The sequence below is a fragment of the Rhodopirellula sp. MGV genome, assembly GCF_002251265.1.
Lineage (GTDB): Bacteria > Planctomycetota > Planctomycetia > Pirellulales > Pirellulaceae > Stieleria > Stieleria baltica_A.
Window position 1 is genome coordinate 23,646 of record NZ_NPDI01000025.1, and the last position, 21,752, is coordinate 45,397.

At 56.4% G+C, this 21,752-nt stretch carries 14 protein-coding genes and 1 pseudogene; 12 read left to right on the top strand and 3 right to left on the bottom strand.

Annotation, left to right across the window (positions count from 1 at the left end; genetic code table 11):
* Positions 1 to 93 precede the first annotated feature (93 nt).
* Positions 94 to 1,095 (top strand): Gfo/Idh/MocA family protein, encoded by a 1,002-nt coding sequence (locus CGZ80_RS07840; RefSeq protein WP_094413081.1) that lies wholly within the window; start codon positions 94 to 96, stop codon positions 1,093 to 1,095.
* Positions 1,096 to 1,261: 166 nt separating this feature from the next.
* Here CGZ80_RS07840 and CGZ80_RS07845 read toward each other — a convergent pair whose 3' ends face one another.
* Positions 1,262 to 2,590, bottom strand: a complete 1,329-nt coding sequence (locus CGZ80_RS07845; RefSeq protein WP_143543793.1) for a tetratricopeptide repeat protein — start codon at positions 2,588 to 2,590, stop codon at positions 1,262 to 1,264.
* A gap of 14 nt (positions 2,591 to 2,604) precedes the next feature.
* Positions 2,605 to 3,366, bottom strand: coding sequence for a 5'/3'-nucleotidase SurE (surE, locus tag CGZ80_RS07850; protein WP_094413085.1), 762 nt, complete (start codon positions 3,364 to 3,366; stop codon positions 2,605 to 2,607).
* Positions 3,367 to 3,669: 303 nt separating this feature from the next.
* Here surE and guaA point away from each other — a divergent pair, with 303 nt between their 5' ends.
* The 11 genes and pseudogenes from guaA to CGZ80_RS07905 all read left to right on the top strand — a co-directional run bounded on the left by guaA (position 3,670) and on the right by CGZ80_RS07905 (position 19,027).
* Complete coding sequence (gene guaA, locus CGZ80_RS07855; RefSeq protein WP_094413087.1) at positions 3,670 to 5,262, top strand: glutamine-hydrolyzing GMP synthase; 1,593 nt, start codon at positions 3,670 to 3,672, stop codon at positions 5,260 to 5,262.
* Positions 5,263 to 5,269: 7 nt separating this feature from the next.
* Positions 5,270 to 6,946, top strand: coding sequence for an energy-dependent translational throttle protein EttA (gene ettA / locus CGZ80_RS07860; protein ID WP_094413089.1), 1,677 nt, complete (start codon positions 5,270 to 5,272; stop codon positions 6,944 to 6,946).
* A gap of 139 nt (positions 6,947 to 7,085) precedes the next feature.
* Positions 7,086 to 7,289 carry a hypothetical protein gene (locus CGZ80_RS07865; RefSeq protein ID WP_094413091.1) on the top strand — a complete coding sequence of 68 codons (204 nt, stop codon included), beginning with the start codon at positions 7,086 to 7,088 and terminating at the stop codon, positions 7,287 to 7,289.
* Between the two features lie 486 nt (positions 7,290 to 7,775).
* A complete protein-coding gene (locus CGZ80_RS07870; RefSeq protein ID WP_143543794.1) occupies positions 7,776 to 11,936 on the top strand; it encodes a hypothetical protein in 4,161 nt (1,386 codons plus the stop codon).
* A gap of 85 nt (positions 11,937 to 12,021) precedes the next feature.
* Positions 12,022 to 13,566 carry a rhamnulokinase gene (locus CGZ80_RS07875; RefSeq protein WP_094413095.1) on the top strand — a complete coding sequence of 515 codons (1,545 nt, stop codon included), beginning with the start codon at positions 12,022 to 12,024 and terminating at the stop codon, positions 13,564 to 13,566.
* Complete coding sequence (locus CGZ80_RS07880; RefSeq protein WP_158222604.1) at positions 13,566 to 14,135, top strand: 5-formyltetrahydrofolate cyclo-ligase; 570 nt, start codon at positions 13,566 to 13,568, stop codon at positions 14,133 to 14,135. Before CGZ80_RS07875 ends, CGZ80_RS07880 begins: the two co-directional genes overlap by 1 nt.
* Before the next feature lie 92 nt (positions 14,136 to 14,227).
* Positions 14,228 to 15,249, top strand: a pseudogene (locus CGZ80_RS07885) (ketoacyl-ACP synthase III).
* Between the two features lie 66 nt (positions 15,250 to 15,315).
* Complete coding sequence (locus CGZ80_RS07890; RefSeq protein WP_094413098.1) at positions 15,316 to 15,876, top strand: YqgE/AlgH family protein; 561 nt, start codon at positions 15,316 to 15,318, stop codon at positions 15,874 to 15,876.
* A 13-nt stretch (positions 15,877 to 15,889) separates the two neighbouring features.
* Entirely contained in the window at positions 15,890 to 16,684 is a 795-nt protein-coding gene (locus CGZ80_RS07895; RefSeq protein WP_094413100.1) for a metallophosphoesterase family protein, read from the top strand.
* Positions 16,685 to 16,712: 28 nt separating this feature from the next.
* Complete coding sequence (locus CGZ80_RS07900) at positions 16,713 to 18,092, top strand: sensor histidine kinase (protein WP_094413102.1); 1,380 nt, start codon at positions 16,713 to 16,715, stop codon at positions 18,090 to 18,092.
* 248 nt (positions 18,093 to 18,340) lie between these two features.
* The gene (locus CGZ80_RS07905) at positions 18,341 to 19,027 is read left to right on the top strand and encodes a response regulator transcription factor (RefSeq protein ID WP_094413104.1); all 687 of its coding nucleotides are present in this window, start codon (positions 18,341 to 18,343) and stop codon (positions 19,025 to 19,027) included.
* Between the two features lie 209 nt (positions 19,028 to 19,236).
* Here CGZ80_RS07905 and CGZ80_RS07910 read toward each other — a convergent pair whose 3' ends face one another.
* On the bottom strand, positions 19,237 to 21,549 hold the full coding sequence (locus CGZ80_RS07910; protein ID WP_094413106.1) for a DEAD/DEAH box helicase: 2,313 nt from the start codon (positions 21,547 to 21,549) through the stop codon (positions 19,237 to 19,239).
* Between the last annotated feature and the right edge of the window lie 203 nt (positions 21,550 to 21,752).

Sequence of the window (21,752 nt, forward strand, 5' to 3'; positions counted from 1 at the left end):
TGGTTCGGCGGGTGAATTGGAAACGTGAGTAGCAGTAGACCTGCTACATTGTCGGCCACATCATCCATTTACACAAGCAAGGCAAACTTTCAGATGCGTGCAGGAATCGTCGGCGTCGGTTTTATGGGGTGGATCCACTACCTGGCTTACCAAAAGAGCCAACACGCCGACTTGGTCGCATTCTGCAGTCGTGATGCCGGAAAGCGATCGGGCGATTGGCGGGGCATCCAGGGAAACTTTGGCCCCCCCGGAGAACAGATCGACGTCTCCTCCATGAACGTTTACGAATCGCTGGACGCGATGCTAAAAGACGAAACGATCGATCTGATCGACATCTGTTTGCCCCCGGCACTGCACGCCGAAGCGATCGAAAAATCAATTGCGGCTGGCAAAAAGGTGCTCTGCGAGAAACCGCTGTCACTGACCGCCAGCGATGCAATGCGTTTGGCCAGCCTGGGAAATCCCGGTGACGTCATGGTCGCACACGTCCTTCCCTTTATGCCGGAATTCGGAATCCTGGTCGATGCGAAAGTCGACGGGCGTTTCGGTAAGCCGATCGCCGGACGCTTCAAACGAACAATCTCGCCGCCCGATTGGATTCCCGATTTTTATCAACTCGATTCTGTCGGCGGACCGTTGATCGATTTGCACGTCCATGACGCGCACCTGATCCGTGTTTTGTTTGGGATGCCCAAATCACTCGAGACCGCTTGTCAGCGCCACAACGGGGTCGCCAAACTCTATGAAACGGTATTCCGCTTCGAGGAAGGCTATCCGGTATCCGCCGGTGGTGGCGTCATCGATTCGCCGGCCCGTGGATTCACCCACGGCTATGAAGTCTCGTTCGAAAACGCCACCTTGCAGTTCGAGTTCGCCGCTTACGCTGACGGGACCACCGCAACGATTCCGCTGGTGATCCTGCATCGTGACGGCACCGTCGAGCGTCCCGACTTTGGCGACGTCGACCAAATCGATAGCTTTGTCAGCGAAATCGATGCCGCTGCCAAAGCGGTTGCTACCGGCGAAGTGTCACCACTGTTGGATGGCAGACTTGCTGCTGACGCGATTCAGATCTGCGAATGGCAAAACGCCTAGTCCGATCGAAACTGCAACGAAACAACCACCGCGCGGTGATCGACGCGCGGTGGGAAGCGGACGACAGCTGATTCAACGGCCCCGTACTACCTGTTCGTCCTACCGCGTGTAACCAACAACTACTCGCAGCAACCCGCCTTTCAGTTGAGAGATTGACACGAACAGACTACGAGGAAGCATTGTTTGCGGTCACCACCAATCCAGTGACTTCACGCCCGCGCTCCATCCGCAGTTTCGCCTGCGTCACAGAAACGGGTTGCCACCCCGCCGCTTGTAAAGCTTCGTTGACAAAGCGTTCGCTATGTTGGTAGCGGCCGTTGGGCAACAATCGGTAGCTGACGGTCTCGTCAATTTGTTCGTCCTCGTGCATCGGCGACAGCTTTTCGGCCGTAAAGACCAGCGTTGCGTTCTTTGCCGTGCATTGGTTGGCGACCGAGAGCACTTCAGTGAGATCGCCGAAATAACACAAGGTGTCACCGAAGACGACCAAATCAAATTGCTCATCCAATGATGTCAAGACAGCGGTCAATTCGCCTTCGATCAACTGGTCGTAACGCTGTGTTTGGTCAGCCAAACGCAACATGTCTGGTGACAAGTCGATTCCCGAAAGTGACTTGGCAAACGGACGCAAAATTGGCGAACACAATCCTGTCCCACACCCCGCGTCGAGCACGTTCAGATTGCCGTCACTTGGCAACTCCATTTGCTTGATCGCTTCGGCAACCAAGTCAGGAACGCTGTATCCGATCCGATGCAATTGGTTTTCATAAGACGCTGCGAAGGTGTCATCGAACGTATTGAGCACATAGTCGTCGTCGCAGCGAACCGGAACCTGCTCTCCGGTAATCCCTGCGATCATGTGACGCGGGATCGGGTTGCTGGGGTCTTGTTCCAGCCAGTCTTTCCAGACACGCAGTGCTGAATCGTAGTCGGTCAGTCCGGCGTGCGTTCGGCCCAGGTTGTCGCGTGCGGAGTCAAAGTCTGGATCAAGCTCGATCGCCTTCTGGTAGGCCTCGATCGCTTCGCGGTACTCACCGATTTCTTCCAGCACATTGGCTAGATTAAAGTGCACGATCGCTTCGTCTGGAAAATCCGTTGCCGTTTTGCGAAGGACTTCAGCGGCTTCGTCCGTGCGCTGAAGATTGACCAAACAGTTTCCAAGGTTGTTGCGGGCTTCCAGCATTTCGGGCTTCAGCTCGATCGCCGCTTGGTAAGCGGTGACGGCAGCTTCGACCTGATGAAGCTGACTTCGGGCGCGGCCCAAGTTGTACTGATAAGTCGCCGAGTCAGATTTGTGATCGACGGCTTTTTGAAAGCTGTCGGCAGCTGCGGCGATGTCGTCCCGTTGCGCCAGAGAAATTCCTTTGACGTACCAAGCGTGTGCGTGGTTGGGGGCTTGCACCAATAGATCATCACAAACCTGCTCCGCCAATTCAGGCTGATTGTCACGCAATGCGTTGAACGCTTCTGCGAGCGGCGATACGTCGTCGGTCATAGTCGTCTCGTCGGTCAGATTTTCAGGTCCCACGACTTCATTTCGTCAGTCGCTTGATGGTTGGTCATATCGAACTGCAGGCAGGACAGCGTCACGTTGCCTTTTCGCAATTCGGTGACGTCCGTTTGTTCTTTTGGCGGCTCGTCTGGCTCTTGCCATAGTGCCCAGTAGTAATCGCGGCCGGCGGGGTCCTGCCGTTTTTCGTAGCGATTTCCGTACTGTGCCAACCCCATGGGGACGATCGAGAGCTCGGTTGCCGATTCGGTCGCCTTGGTGGGGATGTTTAGGTTAAAGAGTTTTCCTTTGGAGTTGGGTGATTTGACCAAACCGCTGATCACATTTTTCGCGATCACAGCCGCGGCCTGATAGTCCGCATCGGGGTCATACTCCAACGAAACGGCGACACTGGTGGTGCCAAAGAACGCGCCTTCGATCGCGGCTGCCACGGTCCCGCTGTAAAGAACGTTGATACCGGCGTTCAAACCGTTATTGATGCCGCTGACGACCAAGTCGACGGGATCGTCACGCAGCAGTTCGGCGATGGCCAATTTGACACAATCGGCAGGGCTTCCCTCGACCGCCCAGGCCCAGTGGCGGCCGTCGCGATGAATCGACTTTCTGACCAACGGCGTCAGATAGGTAATCGAATGCCCGACACCAGATTGCTCGGTCGCTGGGGCGATCACGATGACTTCGCCAAGGTGCCGCAATTGTTGCTCGAGGGCGGCCAGGCCTGGGGCATGCACCCCGTCGTCGTTGGACAATAGAATACGCATTTCGTCTCGGCAAACTCAGGCAGATGGAAACTGGGACGGGAACAAGGGCTGCCCGATTGTCACGATTGCCAGTTCAATGAAAAGGACGGCGGGCAGGGATTCTGGCAGGGATTTATGACTGCCTGACCTCGACAGCGATACCCGACGGTGCGGACGACATTCGCCCCGACCCAACGGCGGATCAGGCTTCCGCGACAGAATCCTGGGCGTTTATCCCCTTGGGTAATTTCGAAGCATTTTCTACACTTCGTGTTTGGCATTGACGATGCCGCTCCGGTTTCCTCAACCCCACCTGACGCCCGCATGAGTGTTTCGGACGCCCAAGAGAACACCGCGAATACGACCAGCTCGGCACTGACTGACCAGCGAATTGTTGTTCTTGATTTCGGTTCACAGTACGCACAGCTGATCGCTCGCCGCGTGCGAGAGCAAAATGTGTACTGCCAAATCCTGCGACACGATTTGCCCGCCGAACGAATCGCCGAGTTGGCGCCCAAAGGCATCATCTTGTCCGGTGGCCCGTCGAGCGTTTACCAAGACGGCGCGCCGCAGTGTGACCCGGAGCTGTTCAATCTGGGGATTCCGGTACTCGGCATTTGCTACGGAATGCAGCTCGCCTGCAAAGCTCTGGGCGGCCAAGTCGACAGCACGACGACCCGGGAGTACGGTCACGCCAAATGCGAGATTGTCGAAGACAGCACACTGTTCGAAGACCTGCCCAGCGAAATCGATGTCTGGATGAGCCACGGCGACCAGGTATCGTCGATCAGTGAATCGTTCTCGCCACTCGCCAAGACCAGCACCTGCCCTTACGCGGCGATCGTTCACAAGGACCTGCCCGTCTACGGGATGCAGTTCCACCCAGAAGTCACGCACACCCCACTGGGCGGAAAGGTTCTCGCTAACTTTGTGCTTGGCATTTGTGGTTGCGAAGCGAACTGGTACCTAAGCGACTTCGCTGACATGACGATCAAGGCGATCCGCGAGCAGGTCGGTGACCGTCGCGTGATCTGCGGCTTGAGTGGTGGTGTCGATTCCTCCGTCGTCGCGGCCCTGCTGTACAAGGCAATCGGCAGCCAGCTGACTTGCATCCTGATCGACAACGGACTGCTTCGCAAAAACGAGCAGACGCTGGTCATCGACGAGTTCTCCAATCACTTCAAAACCGACCTGCACGTCGTCAACGCGGAAGACCGGTTCTTGGCATCTTTGGCCGGGATCACCGAACCGCAGGAAAAGCGTCGCCGCATCGGACACGATTTCATCGAGTGCTTCAAAGCCGAAGCAGAGCAAATCGAAAACGCCCACTTCCTGGCACAAGGCACTCTGTATCCCGATGTGATCGAAAGCGGAGCGGATCCCGATGGGCCTGCCGCCACGATCAAGTTGCACCACAACGTCGGTGGTCTGCCCGAAGAACTCGGCTTCGAGTTGATCGAGCCCTTGCGAGACTTGTTCAAAGACGAAGTCCGCCGCTTGGGATTGGAACTCGGATTACCCGAAAAATTGGTTTGGCGGCATCCGTTCCCCGGCCCCGGCTTGGCCGTGCGATGCCTGGGCGAAGTCACTCGCGACAAGCTGATTGTCTTGCGAGCGGCCGACGCAATTGTGATCGAGGAAATCGAAGCCGCCGGCCTTTACCGCGAAACCAGCCAGACGTTTGTGGTGCTGTTGCCAGTACAAAGCGTCGGCGTGATGGGCGATGCTCGGACGTATGACAACGCGGTCGCGATCCGCAGCGTCAATACGGACGACTTCATGACGGCCGACTGGAGTCGATTGCCGTATGATTTGCTGGCCCGAATGAGCACACGGATTATCAACGAAGTCAAAGGCGTCAATCGTGTCTGCTACGACATTAGCAGCAAACCGCCAGCGACAATCGAATGGGAATAGGATTGGAATGTCTCGACAATACATCTATCAGATCGAAGGCCTGACCAAAAAGCACGGACAAAAGACCGTGCTCGATGATGTGCATTTGGCGTTCTACCCCGGCGCCAAAATCGGCGTCCTGGGACCCAACGGTGCCGGTAAGTCGACCTTGATGCGAATCATGGCCGGCCACGACACCGAATACGACGGATCGGCAAAACTGACCAAAGGCTTCACCGTCGGTTACCTGGAACAGGAACCGCCACTGGATGAAACCAAGACGGTTTTCGAGAACGTGCAAACCGCCGTCGCGGAACGCCGAGCGATCGTCGATCGCTTCAACGAAATCAGCATGTTGCTCGGTGAAGTCACCGACGACAAAGAGATGCAAAAACTGTGCGACGAGATGGCGACCTTGCAGGACACCATCGACACGTACAACCTGTGGGAACTGGATCGCCAAGTCGAAATGTCGATGGCGGTCATGAACTTGCCCCCCGGCGATGCCGACGTCACCAAGCTTTCCGGTGGTGAGCGACGCCGCGTCGCACTATGCCAATTGCTGATCCGCCAGCCCGACTTGCTGCTGCTTGACGAACCGACCAACCACTTGGATGCCGAATCGGTCTCCTGGTTGGAACAACACCTCCACAAGTATCCCGGTACCGTTGTCGCGGTGACACACGACCGATACTTCCTGGACAACGTCGCGAGCTGGATTTTGGAAATCGACCGCGGCCGTGGACTGCCATTCGAAGGCAACTACACCGCTTGGTTGGAAGCTCGCCAAAAGCGGATGTCTTTGGAACAACGCCAAGCGAAAGCTCGCGAACGCACCTTGAATCGCGAACTGGAATGGATCCGCATGAGCCCCAAGGCTCGCCAAGCGAAAAGCAAAGCGCGGATCAAAGCCTACGAAGATTTGGCATCACAGAAATTCGAGGATCGTCCAGACGAGTTGGAAATCCAAATCCCGTCGAACCGGCATTTGGGTGACCTCGTCATCGACGCGAAAAACATCAGCAAAGCGTTCGGTGACAAAGTCCTTGTCAAAGACCTGTCGTTCCGTTTGCCAGCCGGTGGAATTGTCGGCGTGATCGGCCCCAACGGTGCTGGCAAGACGACGTTGTTCAAGATGTTTACCGGTCAAGAGCCGCCGGATTCGGGCGAGTTCAAGATCGGCGAAACTGTCGACTTGGGCTATGTCGATCAAAGCCGTGATTCGCTCAACGACGATAGCACGGTGTTTGAAGAGATCAGCGGCGGACACGAAACGATCGACCTGGGCGGACGCAGCGTCAACGCACGCGCCTATGTCTCGCGGTTCAACTTTCGTGGGCCCGACCAAGAGAAAAAGGTTGGCAAGCTGTCTGGTGGTGAACGCAACCGCGTCCACTTGGCAAAGCTGCTTCGCCGTGGCTGCAACGTTCTGCTGCTTGACGAACCGACCAACGACCTTGACGTCGATACGCTGCGAGCACTCGAAGAAGCGATCATGCACTTTGCCGGTTGCGTGGTGGTGACATCCCACGACCGCTGGTTCCTGGACCGTCTCGCGACGCATATTTTGGCGTTCGAGGGCGACGGAAAAGTGACTTGGTGTGAAGGCAACTTCGAGGTCTACGACCGCAATCTTCGTGAACGACTTGGGGAAGACCCCGATACCGTTCGCCAAGCCAAATACAAAAGCATCCATGCCGGCTAAGCCGTTTTGGACGCCAGTCGCCGGATGAACCGGCGCAACAAATCATCGCCGGTCCATCCGGCGATCATAGGCTTCAAGCTGAAGTCATCGTCACTGCAGGAGCGGTGATGATTCGTTACTCGCATCAACTTTCGGAAACATGACGATTCTTCGCGTAGGAACCAACGAAAAGTACTCCAACAACTGGGACGACATCTTCGGGGGCAGCAAGAAAAAAGCCACCAAGAAGAAAACGACCAAAAAGGCAGCGAAGAAAAAAGCTTCCAAGAAGGTGACCGCTAAAAAGGTGACCAAGAAGGCGGCGAAGAAAAAAGCCACCAAGAAGAAGAAAGCAAAGAAATAGTCTGCGGTTGCAGACCTCCCTCCCCTGGCGTCCACCTCCCCCAATGACGCCTTGCGTGAATCGGACGCGGTCATATGCCCACCAACACGTGGGCCATTTATCCTGCGGTGCGCCCGCACTCGGATCTTGAACGCGTCATTCATGCCGCTATCAGCTTTGTCGTCCAATCACGGTTCGGCTTGGCTGCCGGCGTATACGACAACCGTGCCATGCGTGGATTCAGTTCTGTTTGAACACAGCTCTGTTTCAAGACGGTGCAAAAATCGATCGCCCTCCTTGAACTGACGGGCAAAACCCTTTGCAATGGATGCAATCTGAGTTTGCCGAGATCGCGATCCGACCCTTCGCCACGCTATTTCGGTTTGTCGTTCCAACGTCGACACGCTCCGTCGACGGAGCCAGGGCATACCACGACGATTGTCGCCTTACCTGGGCGCAATCAAACTTTCGCGGCTGAACATACTCTCTCGGTTACAGTTTTCCACCATGTCAATTGTTCCCCCACCAGAGTCGCTCGACGATTCGCTACGGCGGCTAGCGGGATACTTGAATTTTTCAGGTGGAAGTCGCGACCCATCCATCGCCAGCCTTTGGAACGATGCGTATCAACACGCCAGCCAAGGGAACCCGCTAACCGGGACGCCCGCGTGGCTGGTGCTACACAACTGGATCGAGCACACGCTGGCGAACCTTGCATCCGGTGCCGCAGGCTTCGCCGACACGACCCAAGCGTCCGACGTCTCGAAGCTACTGCTCAGCAAGTTGCTGCCGGCATACATGGATTACCACCGGGACTTGTTGTTTCATCAAGAACCCGAAGTCCTGTTCAATGGATTCTTCTTCGCTCGCGCATCGGAAATCTTGCTGCGACTTTACAGCAACCATCGCAGCGAACAGAGCGACGGCGAATCGGTCTTGGATACCGATGTCGGCGTGGAAATGGTCAACCAAGCGATCTTGGAACTCAATGACTACGTCGGTTACCGACCGGTTGCGGTCTTAGAGAACCGCCGCTGCCAGCCCTACGAAAACGAATTCGTCCGCCCAATCCCGCTGTATGTCAAAGGCGCGGGAGTGTCGGCCGGTCCGTACTTCGATTTGATCACCTGCACCGTTGAGATCCTGAACGGCACCGATCCGTCGATCTTACGCGCCGCATCGTTCGAATTCGAGCAGCTCGCCGAACTGTCTCTCGACCCGCGAGCTTACGATTTCGATCACCCGGTCAACCGACGGCCCAATTATCACTTCGGCGGCTGGGACGAACGCAGCGTCACCCAAGACGGCTACTACAACCGCTTCGTACTGCGGCAAGTCACGCTGGATTCCTTGCTCGCACGTGTCACCGATTTCGACTTGGTTTCACGCCAGGGACACAACCGGGACGAATTGCTCATCGAAGCGGCAACGGTATTGGCCGGAACGATTTTGATGGCCAGCGGAATCAGCGGCTGGGGCCCAGGTGCTTATTCCAGCGATGTCACGCTAAGCACACTGATGAAACCGATCGCTGAATACCGCGACGAGTTTTATTTGGACCGTTTGCAGCGACTGACCGGTGACCATCATGAACGCTTGAATGAAGAACAAACCGTCCGGCGGCAACCATTCGGTGCGGCGCGTCAGCACTTGAATGCTGCGCTCGCCGAAAGGCGTGCCGCACAAGTCCAGCACGTTCAACTCGCACGCCTGTATGCGCGGATGGGGTACCCCGACGCGGCGACACGACAGATCGACGTGGTTCCCGCCGCGTCGGCACGAATGATCTGTCGCATCGATTGTGAAATCACCTTGGGCTTGCGAGCCCTGCGCTCCGGAAAACTGGATGTCGCCCTGGAGGTCGCTCCGCGGGTCTATGACTTGATCATGCGGGCGATTAAATGCGGCGCGCTTGCAGACCCCTGGGACTTGATCGGGTTTGCAGGACAGTTCAGCTTGCACCCCAGTCCCGATTGCAGCGTTCACGACTCGCGTGTCGACGACTTGCTGTATCTGATCGATCAGCTGTTCAGTTACATGGCAAAGGTATGGAGCGAGTCAGCCGCCCGCAACGACATGGCTTGTTTCGAAGCTGTCAGCAATCTCTATCGCGACGTCGCACAGTGGTGGCGTGCCTTCGGCGCCCACACGGTCGAATCGCTGGAAGCAGCCGATCCGCTTGAATCCTATGACAGCGCCAAAATGGTCGCCCGAGCGCTTCGCATTTGGCACGAGGGTGGCGCCGCGGCCGGCGATGTCAAGTTCTGGGCGCCTCACGCAGATTTCTTCGACTCGCCACGCGCCTATTCGCTGGTCGTAACTGCACTGCTTGAACGCAACGACTTTCTGCCTTCGATGGCTTTGCTGATTCACTGGCTTGGCAATGCCGGCGAAATCGGACTCCGCCAAGGCGGTAATTCGCTGCCACGCCTGGCTGAACGATGGCTGATGAAGCTTCGTGGATCGGGCGATGACCTGTCCACGGGTGACCTGGCGCCGTCAACGGTGAAGCCGGATCAGGTCTGGCCGTTGGCACGTAAATGTTTTGACTACTTGCAAGCGAACGCAGAGGATTTCTATCACGCGCCGCGATTTTCATTGGTCGACCAACCGGAAACGCCGCGTGACTGGGATCGCGAATTAGCTGGCGAAGGCGATGACGACGGCGGTGTTTTTGATGCCGCCTATGAAGACGTCACTTACCGAGACACTACCGATGACGGTGTCGAAGGGTCGATCTATGAATCCGGTACCGACGTCGGAAGTCATGGTGAGTTAGAGTCTGAATGGAAGCGTCTCGTCGACCGCCTGGCGTTCCTACAGTCCCTTGCCAGAATGTGGGCCGTCGCCGCTGACATCGTGATCACCGACGAAGTCGACAACGACGGCGATCGGGCAAAAGATCAACTTGAAGCACTACGCGAATGGGCGATGTGCGCCAAGCAAAATCGCATTGGATTGCTCGAGTTGCTTGATGCCGTTCGCGCATACAAAATTGCGACTGCGGGCAGCGATCGTGATTCGATGCGTGACTATGACCGCAGTCGTGTGCTGCGTGATTCGTTGATGGAACGGATCATTGGGACGGCTGTCGAAATGAGCGACGCCCGACGATTGATCTGTGGCGCGATCATCGCGCATGTGGATCGTCATGAAGTCTTGCACGACCAAAAATCAACCGGCCAGCAAGGGACGGTCGAAGCCGGGTTGGAAGAGATGTCTGCCGACGATGTGCAAGCGGTTCGCTTGTACGCGTCATTGATTTCAGGGAACAAGGCAATGACACGCCAACTGTTTCCCGAATACATCGACGCGATCAGCCGCGAAGACCTGCTCTACATTCCGCTTTCGCGCGGTGGTGACCCCGTCAAAATCTTTGTCGCGCGATTGCGACAAAGAGTCCTTCGCCACCTGATGCACTGGTTGCCGCGACGAGGGTTGATCAGCGAAGCGTGTCGATTGATCGAAATTTCGCGGCTGATGGAACAGCAAAACAGTGTCGGGATTGGTGCCGTCACCGAGTTTGACAGCCTTTTTTGTGACGGCTTCCGTGCGATTGTCGAATCGGTGGTTGCGGCCGTTCGTGGTGAATTCAACGAACTCCACGATCACAGCGATACCGGAGCGAACATTGCCAAAGACGAAGACTTGGCAGGCAACGTTCTGATTCCGTTGATCGAGCGACTTACCGAAACCATGCTCGGTTCCTGGCTCGCACACAGCCAGACCCTGCGACTGTCACCGCTGGAAACCGTTGCAGACCGAGGACAATGGGAACGCTTGGTCAATTTCATTCGCCGATACGGTGACCCGATCTTCACGCAGGTTTTCCTGCAACTGGGACATGTTCGCGCAATCTTGCACCAGGGTGTTGCGGATTGGTTGCAGCGTGTGATCGAAGAAGACGAGGCTCAGATTTCAGACATGCACTTGTTCCAAGATCTGAGCAGCGGCGAGTTGCGAATGGAACAAGCGGAACGCTGGATCACGCTCGTTTATGAATCGCTGATCGATCACCATTCTGAATACCAGGACTACAACAGCACCACAACGCAAAGCGACCGTGGCGATCTGGTTTATATGTTCTTGGATTTCTTGCGACTGCGGGCAAGTTACGAACGGATCGCATGGAACTTGAAACCCGTCATGTGGGCACATGAAGTGCTTGTCGGCGAAGGCCTGGAAGATGCCGCGATGATGTGGCGAAGAAGCTTGAGTGAGCGAATCGGTGCCGAAGCTGACAAGTTTGTCGATCGACTGCGCAGGATGCAAAAGAACTACTCCATGCGAATGCCGACCGTGGCGGATCGCATCTTGGAACGTTTTGTCCAACCGATGACAATCGCGCGAATGCGGGCATTGGTGTTGCCGGCGATGCAAGACGCGGAGGCGGGGACGAACATTGCACGCTTCGAACTACTTGAGGCAGAGGCGGAACTGCTATCGCGAACTCCTACCGGCGCGGGGCTGGATGTGCCAACTTGGTTGGCCGCGTTGGAAGAAGAGGTCGACCGATTGGCAAAGCGTAACGCTAGCAGCGAAATCGACCCGGAAGCATTGATGACGATTCCGATGGACCCGTTAAGCCTCAAAGAGTTGGATGAGCAACTTGACATTGCCCAATCCCAAGGCCGCGGGCTTCCTCACATGCGGTCGAAGAAGGAATAACGCCACACTGGCATGCTTTAACGGGCTGCATTCTGTTATCATCAGGCTTTAACGCTTTCTCACCGTCAGCCCTCCCGCCTCTGCCATGATACACAGCCCCGTCCATTTAGCCGTCGACCTTGGTGCCAGCAGCGGACGTGTGATAGCGGGTTGGTTGGACGACGGCGCACTGACGCTGGAAGAGGTCCATCGCTTCGTCAACGAACCGGTCCTGATGCAGGACTCATTGCAATGGAACGTGCACGCACTATGGGCGGAGATTCTCGAAGGGCTCCGCAAAGCAGCGATCAAGTACGACGTCGTCCGATCGGTGGGCGTTGATACCTGGGGGGTCGACTATGTGTTGCTCGACAGTAACGATCAATTGGTCGGTCCCGTGCGAAATTACCGTGACTCGCGAACACACGGAATGTTGGCCCGGGCATGCGAACGTCTTGGTGGCGCGGATGTCGGTCGGGCAAAGATTTTCGAAGCGACCGGTTTGCAGTTTATGGAGATCAACACGGTCTATCAGTTGTTCGCCGCAGCGGAACTGAAAGAACGCTCACTCGAGATCGCTGATCACTTCTTAATGATGGGCGACTTTTTTCATTGGCTGCTCTCCGGAAAACGCAGCATCGAAGCGACAAACGCTTCAACGACACAGATGGTTGATCCGTCGACCGGCAGATGGCAAATCGAACTGTTGAAAGAACTGGGCATTCCAGGACGTTTGTTCGAGCCGACCGTGCAGCCGGGAACGGTGCTCGGCAACATTCAGCCATCGGTTGCCGAAGCGACCGGTTTGGATGACGTTCCCGTCGTGGTACCCGCGACCCACGACACTGGTTCCGCAGTGATCTCGGTGCCCGTCGATGATTTCGCACCCGAGAAACCGGATTGGTGCTACATCAGTTCGGGGACATGGTCGCTGATGGGTTGTGAGCTGGCGACACCACGCGTCAACAACCTCTGTTCGGAATTGAACTTCACCAACGAAGGCGGCGTGGCGGGTAGCACACGGTTGCTGAAAAACATCGGTGGACTGTGGATTTTCCAGCAGCTTCGTAAATCGATGCAGCGTCAGGGCGAAGACGTTTCTTGGGAACAGATGGTTCGCCAAGCCAGCCAAGCGACTGCGTTCGAGCTGCTGATTGATCCAGACAGTCAAGACTTCGTCGCGCCTCACGATATGTTGTCCGCGATCAAGCAGTACGCAGAAACGACGGGCCAGCCGATTCCCGAAACGGACGGCGGGTACTACCGAGCCGCTTTAGAAGGTCTCGCCTTGCGTTACCGCGTCTGCCTGGGAATGTTGGAGCAACTTGTCGAGAACCGAATCGAAACGATCCACATCGTCGGCGGCGGGACAATGAATGAACTGCTCTGTCAAATGACCGCCGATGCCTGTGACCGAACCGTCGTTGCCGGGCCTGTCGAAGCCACCGCAATCGGCAACTTGGTGATGCAGATGATTGGTACCGATGTGATTCAAGGGGATGGGGAGCTTTCCAGCGCCATCCGCAGTGCTCGCGGAATCGTTCGCGAAAGCTTCGAAGTGAAAACGTATCGCCCCCATCAACCGAGAAACTGGGACGAGCCGGCAGAACGCTTCCTGGCTCTGTCCGCACAGGGTGCATCGGTCGAATAGTGGATAAGAACCAGCTCCGGCGGCTTGCTCGCCAAGCGCGCCAATCCCAGCAAGAACGCGATCGGCTGAGCGAAGCCATCTGTGCTCGGCTGCACGATCTCGAAGCGTTTCGCCAGGCTCGCCGCGTTCTTTGGTACGTGGGTGCCCGCGATGAAGTCGCTACGCGGGCTGCGATTACGTCGTCTTTGACGGCCGATCAAAGCGTCGCGGTTCCCTACTGTGTCGGTGACGATTTGCGGCTTTTCGATTTGCAATCGACGGACGAATTGGTCCGTGGGGCATTTGGAATCGAAGAACCTGCGGAACAGCTTCGCGTCGATTCGGATCGGAATGTCACACCCGAACAGGTCGATTTCGTCATCGTGCCTGGGTTGGCCTTCGACCTTGCCGGAGGGCGACTGGGGTACGGCCGGGGGTACTACGACCGCACTCTGGAACGGCTGCGCGAAGGGACGCTCCGTGTCGCACTCGCATTCGAATGCCAGATCTTTGACCGGGTCCCAATGGAACCGCACGACATCCGCATGGACCTGATTTTGACAGAGCGACAAGCGATCGATTGCCGATAAAGCTGGGGTGCCCGCAGGCCAGCAAGCTTGGTACGCTTTTGCGGCACAAAACGGTGTCGCCAACTCCTACGCCTACTCCCTGGATGCTGAAAGTGCCTCACGCTTGCATTGGCCCCATCTCAGTTCATTTTCCCGAACGAGTCGAAACGAACGAGCAACTTCAGCAAGAGTTTCCGAAATGGGACCTGCCTTTAATCGAAGAGAAAACGGGGATTCGTCAACGGCACGTCGCCGCAGAAGGCGAAACGTCGAGCGACTTGGCGGTGAAGGCATCGGAAAAGCTATTCAGCGACTATGGAATCGACCGTGAATCGATCGATTTCCTATTGTTTTGTACGCAGACGCCAGACTACCCGCTGCCGACGACAAGCTGCCTGATTCAGGATCGCCTATCGCTGCGAACCTCGTGCGGCGCGCTGGACTTTAATCTGGGCTGCAGTGGTTATGTCTACGGATTGGCGATGGCCGAAGGCTGATCCAAAGTGGCATGGCCAAGCGAATTTTATTTCTGACCGCTGAAACCTACACCAAATACATCGACGCAGACGACCGTAGCTTGCGGACGATTTTTGGAGACGCGGCAGCCGCCACACTGATCACCGCTGAAGCGACTCCGTCGCTGTGGGGGTGCCAGTTCGGGAGCGACGGCAGTGGGGGTGACATGCTACTCGTTGGCGACGGCGGTGCGCGTGCTGCCTGCGACGCGATCAAACCGCGACACCGCAAACGCTGGAAAAGCCGTTTGTACATGGACGGGCCCAGTCTGATTAACTTTACGGTGGACGCCGTTCCCCGGATGATTGACGACATTTTGAGCGAAAACGGGCTGTCCGATTCGGATATCTCGATGTATCTAATGCACCAGGCGACTTGGAAAATGCTCGACCAACTGCGGCAGCGGATGGGAATTGATTCTCATCGTTTGCCGATTGAGCTTTCCGAGATTGGCAATACCGTCTCGTGCACACTGCCAATCTTGATCGATCAGCTCCGTAAGGCTGGCCGATTGGATCGGGAATCCGTTAACATGCTGGTCGGTTTTGGTGTTGGGCTTTCGTGGGCAGGTTGCCTTTGGAAAGACGTGTGGTCTCAGGCGGCTCCGACAGGAAATTGAGCACAACGGATTGAGCACAACCGCACCGCGTTGACATGGTCATGTTTGGCGTGAGGGCCTTGGGAGATGTCTGAATCGATGAGCGGGAGATTGCTAATCGCGTCTCCTTACCTAAGCGACCCGAATTTCATGCGCACGGTCGTGTTGATTGTCAATCACGACGACGAAGGCGCATTCGGCGTGACGCTGACTCGGCCAACGGACAAACGGTTGAGCGAAATCGTCGAACTTTCGCTGCCCGTCGGACAAGTTCGCAGCGACGATTTGATTTTCGAAGGCGGCCCGGTCGAAGGACCACTTCTGGCGATTCACGATTTGAGCGGCATCGGTGCCCCGGTCGGCGAGCAGAACGCTGGGTTATGGCTGACCGGCGACGACGACCACCTAAGGATTTTGCTGCAGCGTACCGACGCACGCGTCCGATTCATCGCGCAGTACTCCGGTTGGGGACCAGGCCAGTTGGAAATGGAGATGCGGACCGGCGGATGGCTGGTCGGAGCCGCTGACTGCGACGTCGTGTTTGCCGATCCCGAGAAGACCTGGGAAGCCGCCGTGAAACGGTGTGGGCACGCGATCCTCTCAAGCATCTCGCCGGGGCTTCAATTTAGTGATCCGTCGGTCAATTGATCCCAGTGGTGTCATGCGTCGTTTCGTAATCGGTGACATTCACGGCTGTTCCAAAGCGCTGCGAACGTTGATCGATACGATTGCGCCCACCGAACAGGACGAATTGATCTTCTTAGGCGACTATGTCGATCGTGGTCCGGACAGCCGTGGCGTGATCGATCAACTGGTAGAGCTGCAATCACGCTGTAACGTCGTCGCACTTCGCGGCAATCACGAAATCATGCTCTGCGGTGTCGCGTTCAGTCACCTGCCAGCAGAAATGTGGTTGAATTCGGGCGGCAACGCGACCGTCACCAGTTACGGCGGATCGCTCGACAAAATTCCCGAATCGCATGTGAAGTTCTTGCGAGGATTACGTCCTCACTATGAAACACAGAATGCGATCTTCGTCCACGCGAACTATGATCACACGCTTCCGATGGAAGCTCAGCCTGACGATATTCGCTATTGGACACACTTAACGCGGGCCCCGATGCCACATTGCAGTGGCAAGCGTGTCTACGTCGGGCACACGCCGCAAGGCAACGGAATGATTTTGGACTTGGGTCACCTCGTCTGCGTGGACACGTATTGCTTCGGCAATGGGTACCTGACCGCGATGAATGTGGGGACCGATGAGTGTATCCAGGTTGATAAGAAGGGGTTCCGCCGGCGAGTACCGGCCGAAGCCTTGTTTCAATTTGTCGGCAGCGCGATGCGGTCTGTCCGAGCTTTGATTCGCCGCCAGCATTCCGACGAGCCACCATCCCCGACCGAACCTGACGTCAGCTTGCCTAAGTCGCAAGGCGAAAATCGCCCGACCGATTAGCCCCGCCTTCTGAATTCACTTGCACCACATGAGCAACACGCTTTCATCGGAACCGAGTCACCAGGGATCCTCAACACCGCAGTCCCCGAACTCGCATGATAGCGTTTCCGCGGGTGGCGTTTCGATCGCGCCACCCATTTCGGGCGCCGCTGCGAAGGCAATCTCGGCTCGACCGATTGAGTACGCCGCGTTCCGACCGCGGATCGGGATGATCGTCGGGCCATTAGCATCGATCTGCATCGCGGTTTGGGTCGCGACAATGCTATCCGTGCAGGTGACGGGATTGCTGGTTGTGACCACAGCGATGTGTTTTTTGATCGGTACCGTCTTGGTGATCTACACGGTACTGCGATGGGAGAATGCCGAGTCCGCGTACGAGCGTGAGCGCACCGCGGCCGAACTCTGGAACCTTCGATATGAAAACCTGAGATCCGAATTTCAACGGACCACATCCGCGCTATCACACATGACGGACGGCGTGGTGATGCTGTCGCCAAAAACCGAAATCGTTCTGATCAATGAAGCGGCGCGGCGGCTGCTCGCACTCACCAGTGGTGGACAGTATCTCGGTCGCAAGATCTCCGAGATGGTACGGATACCGGAAATCGTCGGTGCCGTCGACCGCGCCGGAAAAGGCAACATCGACGAAAACGTCGCGGTCGAAGTCGTCGACGGTGCCGTCGTGCGTCCGGTCGCGGTCCGGGTGAACCGGATTCTAGAAACCGAGCCCCCGCACCTCTTAATCGTGCTTAGTGATGAAACGGAAGCACAACGGGTCGAAGCCATCCGTCGCGAATTCATTGCGAACGTCTCGCACGAACTGAAAACACCACTGGCTGCAATCAAAGGCTATGCCGAAACGGTGGAATTGGCGATTCAAGACGACCCTGAATCGGCAGCGCACTTCATCGCCCAAATTGGCAAACAATGCGACCGCTTGGAAGACCTGATCGCCGACATGATGAAGCTCGCTCGCGCCCAGTCAGGCAAAGGCACCCTGTTGATCCAGTCGCTCGACTTGGAAAAAGTAATCCACCATGCGATGACTTCGTTCCTGCCTGTCGCCGGCGCCAAGCAAATTGATCTGAAAGTAATTCCAAGTGAGAAACCCGTGCATGTGTTGGCCGACGAAGAAGCCGCGCTCACCATCACTCAGAATTTGATCAGTAATGCAATTCGACACACCAACGCCGGTGGCCACGTGACCGTGACCTGTCGCCGTGAAGACGGAGGCTGGGTGATGTCGGTAAAAGATGACGGTGTCGGCATCGCGGAAGAGTACCAGGAACGGATCTTCGAGCGTTTTTACCGTGTCGACCGCACCCGCAAAGCGCATGATGGCGGGACGGGCATCGGCCTGTCGATTGTGAAAAACCTTACCCGTGCTCTGGGGGGCGAGTCGGCGTGATCAGTAGCCCCGGAAAAGGCTCAAACTTCGAAGTTTGGCTGCGTCCCGCGAATTCGCAATAAACTCTTCACCAAAGATTTATCGCTCCAACGGCGGGGGTAGACTGTACATTTCCGAGGATTGTTTCACCATGTCGACTTCTCAATCGGACCGCCCGAAGCTCTCTATTCGAACGCTTCGGTGTAATCTGAGTTACAATCCGTGATGTCGATTGATCGACTGTTTGAAACACTGGCAAGCATCGACGCATGTCCAATACTAAGATCCTGATCGTCGAAGACTACGGCCCACTCGCCGAGACTCTCGATTACCAATTGAAACGGGCGGGGTACGAAGTGTATCGCGCGGGCGACGGGAAAGAGGGGGTCGATCAAGCGAAGCTTTATCTTCCTGACTTGATCGTCCTCGATATCGACCTGCCAATTCTCAATGGCGTCGAAGTCTGCAAACACCTTCGTGCGGACCCCAAAACCCGCGAGACGCTGATCCTGATGCTCAGCGCGATGGGAGAAGAATCTGACCAAGTGGTCGGCTTCGCTGTCGGCGCAGACGACTATGTCGTCAAGCCCGTCGAGAGCTACAAGGTTCTGCTGCAGCGAATCAAAGCCTTACTGCGTCGCCGTGAACCGGTTCTCGAAGACCACGACTCGGTATCGCATCAGAACGTCACCGTCGATCGGCGTCGCTTTGTCGTCACGATCGACGAGTCACCGCTAAAACTGACCAAGAGCGAGTTTCGGTTGCTGGACACATTGATTCGCCAGCCAGGCCGTGCTTTCGGTCGCAGCGAATTGGTGGATGCGGCTCTTGGAGAAGACACCGTAGTGCTCGACCGGACGATTGACGTCCACGTTCGAGCCCTCCGCAAGAAGATGGGCACCGCAGCGGACTTGATCGAGACCGTCCGTGGCGTCGGCTATCGCTTCAAAGAGTAACAACCGCGGATCGACCGTTTTGCCGGTAACGAATCGTTGCCGGCCGCTGGTGTGTCGGCGAATGCGACTTACGCAGCGGGCTTGTTCGCGTTGGTCATTGCGATGCCCGCGTTTCAGAAACGGCAATGCGGCCCGGCAGGAGCTGTTCCCACCGAAGCCGCATTGTTGAACATTAATGAGCGAGTGTCTCGCTGCTGTGTCGGATGCGATTAGCCGCGACCGAACTTCTTCTTTGGCTTTTTGCCGAATGGGCGACCACCACCGGGTTTGCCACCCGATCGTCCACCTTTGCCCTCGTAATGGCTTGGTTTGCCGTCTTGGCGTCCACCACCGTTGCCTTCGGGACGCCCACCGCCAGACATCTCTGATCGGTAGCCACCCTTTCCGCCTTTATTGCCGTATGGCTTGCCGCCTTTCTTGTTGAAGCCTCGTTTTGGCTTGCCACGACCGCCATCGTCATAACCACCTGGCCGACGTTCGGTAAACGGACGGATTCGCAGTTGTTTGCCGGAGACCCAAGTCTGCTGCAAATACTCGATCACATCGTCTGGCAAACCGGATGGAAGGTCGACGGTTGAAAAGTTATCGCGAATTGCGATTGGTCCGATTTCGGATCCGGGAATTCCAACTTCGTTCGCAATCGCACCAACAATGTTGCCGGGGCGAACACCATCAGCGTGTCCAACGCCAATCCAGTAGCGATCCATTCCCTGTTCAGGACGGTCACTAACGCGAGGCTTGCGGCGTGCCGGTCGGTCATCATCAAAATCGCGGTCACGATCGCGAGACATCTCGCGAGAAGGCTTGCCCATTGCCAAGTCTTGCGCGACCAACGGTTGGCCACGGCGGCTGAGCACCGCAAGTGCAGCGGCGACGTCTTCCATCGGCGTTTCAGACTCTTGGACATATTCCGCCAAGATCTTCTTGAACAAACGATGGTCCGAACTGGTCATCGCTTTGCCGATTTCTTCTTTGAAGCGTTCGACGCGAACGTTGGTCAGCTCTTCTTTTCCGGGTGGATCAAAGAGTGGAATTTGCTGCTTGGTGACCTTCTCGATCAATCGCAATTTGTTGCGCTGGCGAGGAGTCAAGAAGATGTACGCGACACCTTTCCGTCCGGCGCGTCCGGTTCGGCCAATTCGGTGAACGTAGGATTCCGAATCGTGCGGCAAGTCAAAGTTAAACACGTGACTGATACGCTGCACATCCAAACCACGAGCGGCGACGTCGGTCGCAACCAGGATATCGAGACTTCCCGACTTCAGCTGATCAACCGTTTTTTGGCGGCGAGCTTGTGGCAGATCACCATTTAGCGCCGCGGCACGCAAGCCCAGCGTTGTCAGGTGATCGGCAACCGCAACGGTAGAGTCCTTCGTTTTGGTAAAGACCAACACGCCATCAGTCTCTTCCACTTCGATCAAGCGGCACAGCAATTCGCGTTTGCTGCGTTCTTGAACGATCACGCAACGCTGTTCGATTGTGTCGGCCGTCAGTGTCTTTTTGCGGACAGTGATGACTTCTGGATCGGCCAGGTACTGATCAGCAACGCGGCGGATCGGTCCTGGCATGGTTGCCGAGAACAAAGCGATCTGTCGTTGCTCAGGAGTCTGCTGAAGAATCCATTCGACATCATCAATGAAGCCGAGGTTCAACATCTCATCAGCTTCGTCCAACACGACCGAGCTCAAACCATCAAGCTGCAACGATCCGCGTTTGATATGGTCAATCACGCGGCCGGGCGTACCGACAACGACATGAACGCCACGCTTGAGCGCTTTGAGTTGTGGATCGTAATCGGCACCGCCGTATAGCGCGACAATTTTCAGCTTAGGGATATTCGCACCGTAGTTTTCGAACGAGTCGGCGACTTGGGTGGCCAACTCACGCGTCGGGGCGAGGACAAGAATCTGTGGGCGTTTGGCGCGTCCACCAACCTTCGACAACAGTGGCAATGCAAACGCAGCTGTCTTGCCAGTACCGGTTTGCGACTGAGCCAAGACGTCGCGACCATCCAGAATATGCGGGATGATGCGGCGCTGGACTTCCGTCGGTTTGGAATATCCCGACAAATCCACTGCCAATTGGACTTCGTGGCTCAGGTCGAATTCGCGAAAGCTCGGTTCGTCATCGACCTGCTTAGCTTCAACCTTCGCTGTTTCTTTTGAGCTCGTTTCTTTCGAGCTCTCGTCAGCGTTGTCTGCTGCGGACTCGTCGTTGGACGCTTCGACTTCGGCGCGAGCCGCTTCGATCACGTCGCTGGCATTCGCAGGTGATTCATCGGTCGTTGGTGATTCCGCAGTTGCCTCGTTGACTTCTGGCTCCGCTGGTACGGATTGCGTTTGCTCTGCCGACACCTCGGCGGCTGACATCTCAGCGGGCGCGGGCGATTCAATAGCCGCTTCACTTTCGGTCGCTTGGGAATCGACTGATTCCACTTGGGGTGCTGCCTGGTTGGTCACTTCTGCTTCTGGTGCCGATTCTGTGCGCGCACCTTGATCCATCATATCCATTTCGTTCGACATTCTTGTACTTGCTGAAACCTTCGTTCTTAGATCGATTGGGCGGTGTCCCCAGACACCAAGGCTGACCGACGCCACAGCGTGTCATGCCATAACAGGCCCAATCGTGATGCGTAGTCGTTGAACTCGGGTCTAAACATGCACAACTTGGGTGCAGAAATAGATGGCAAACTCTTGGGTTTGCATCGATTTGGCGGGACAGAGAA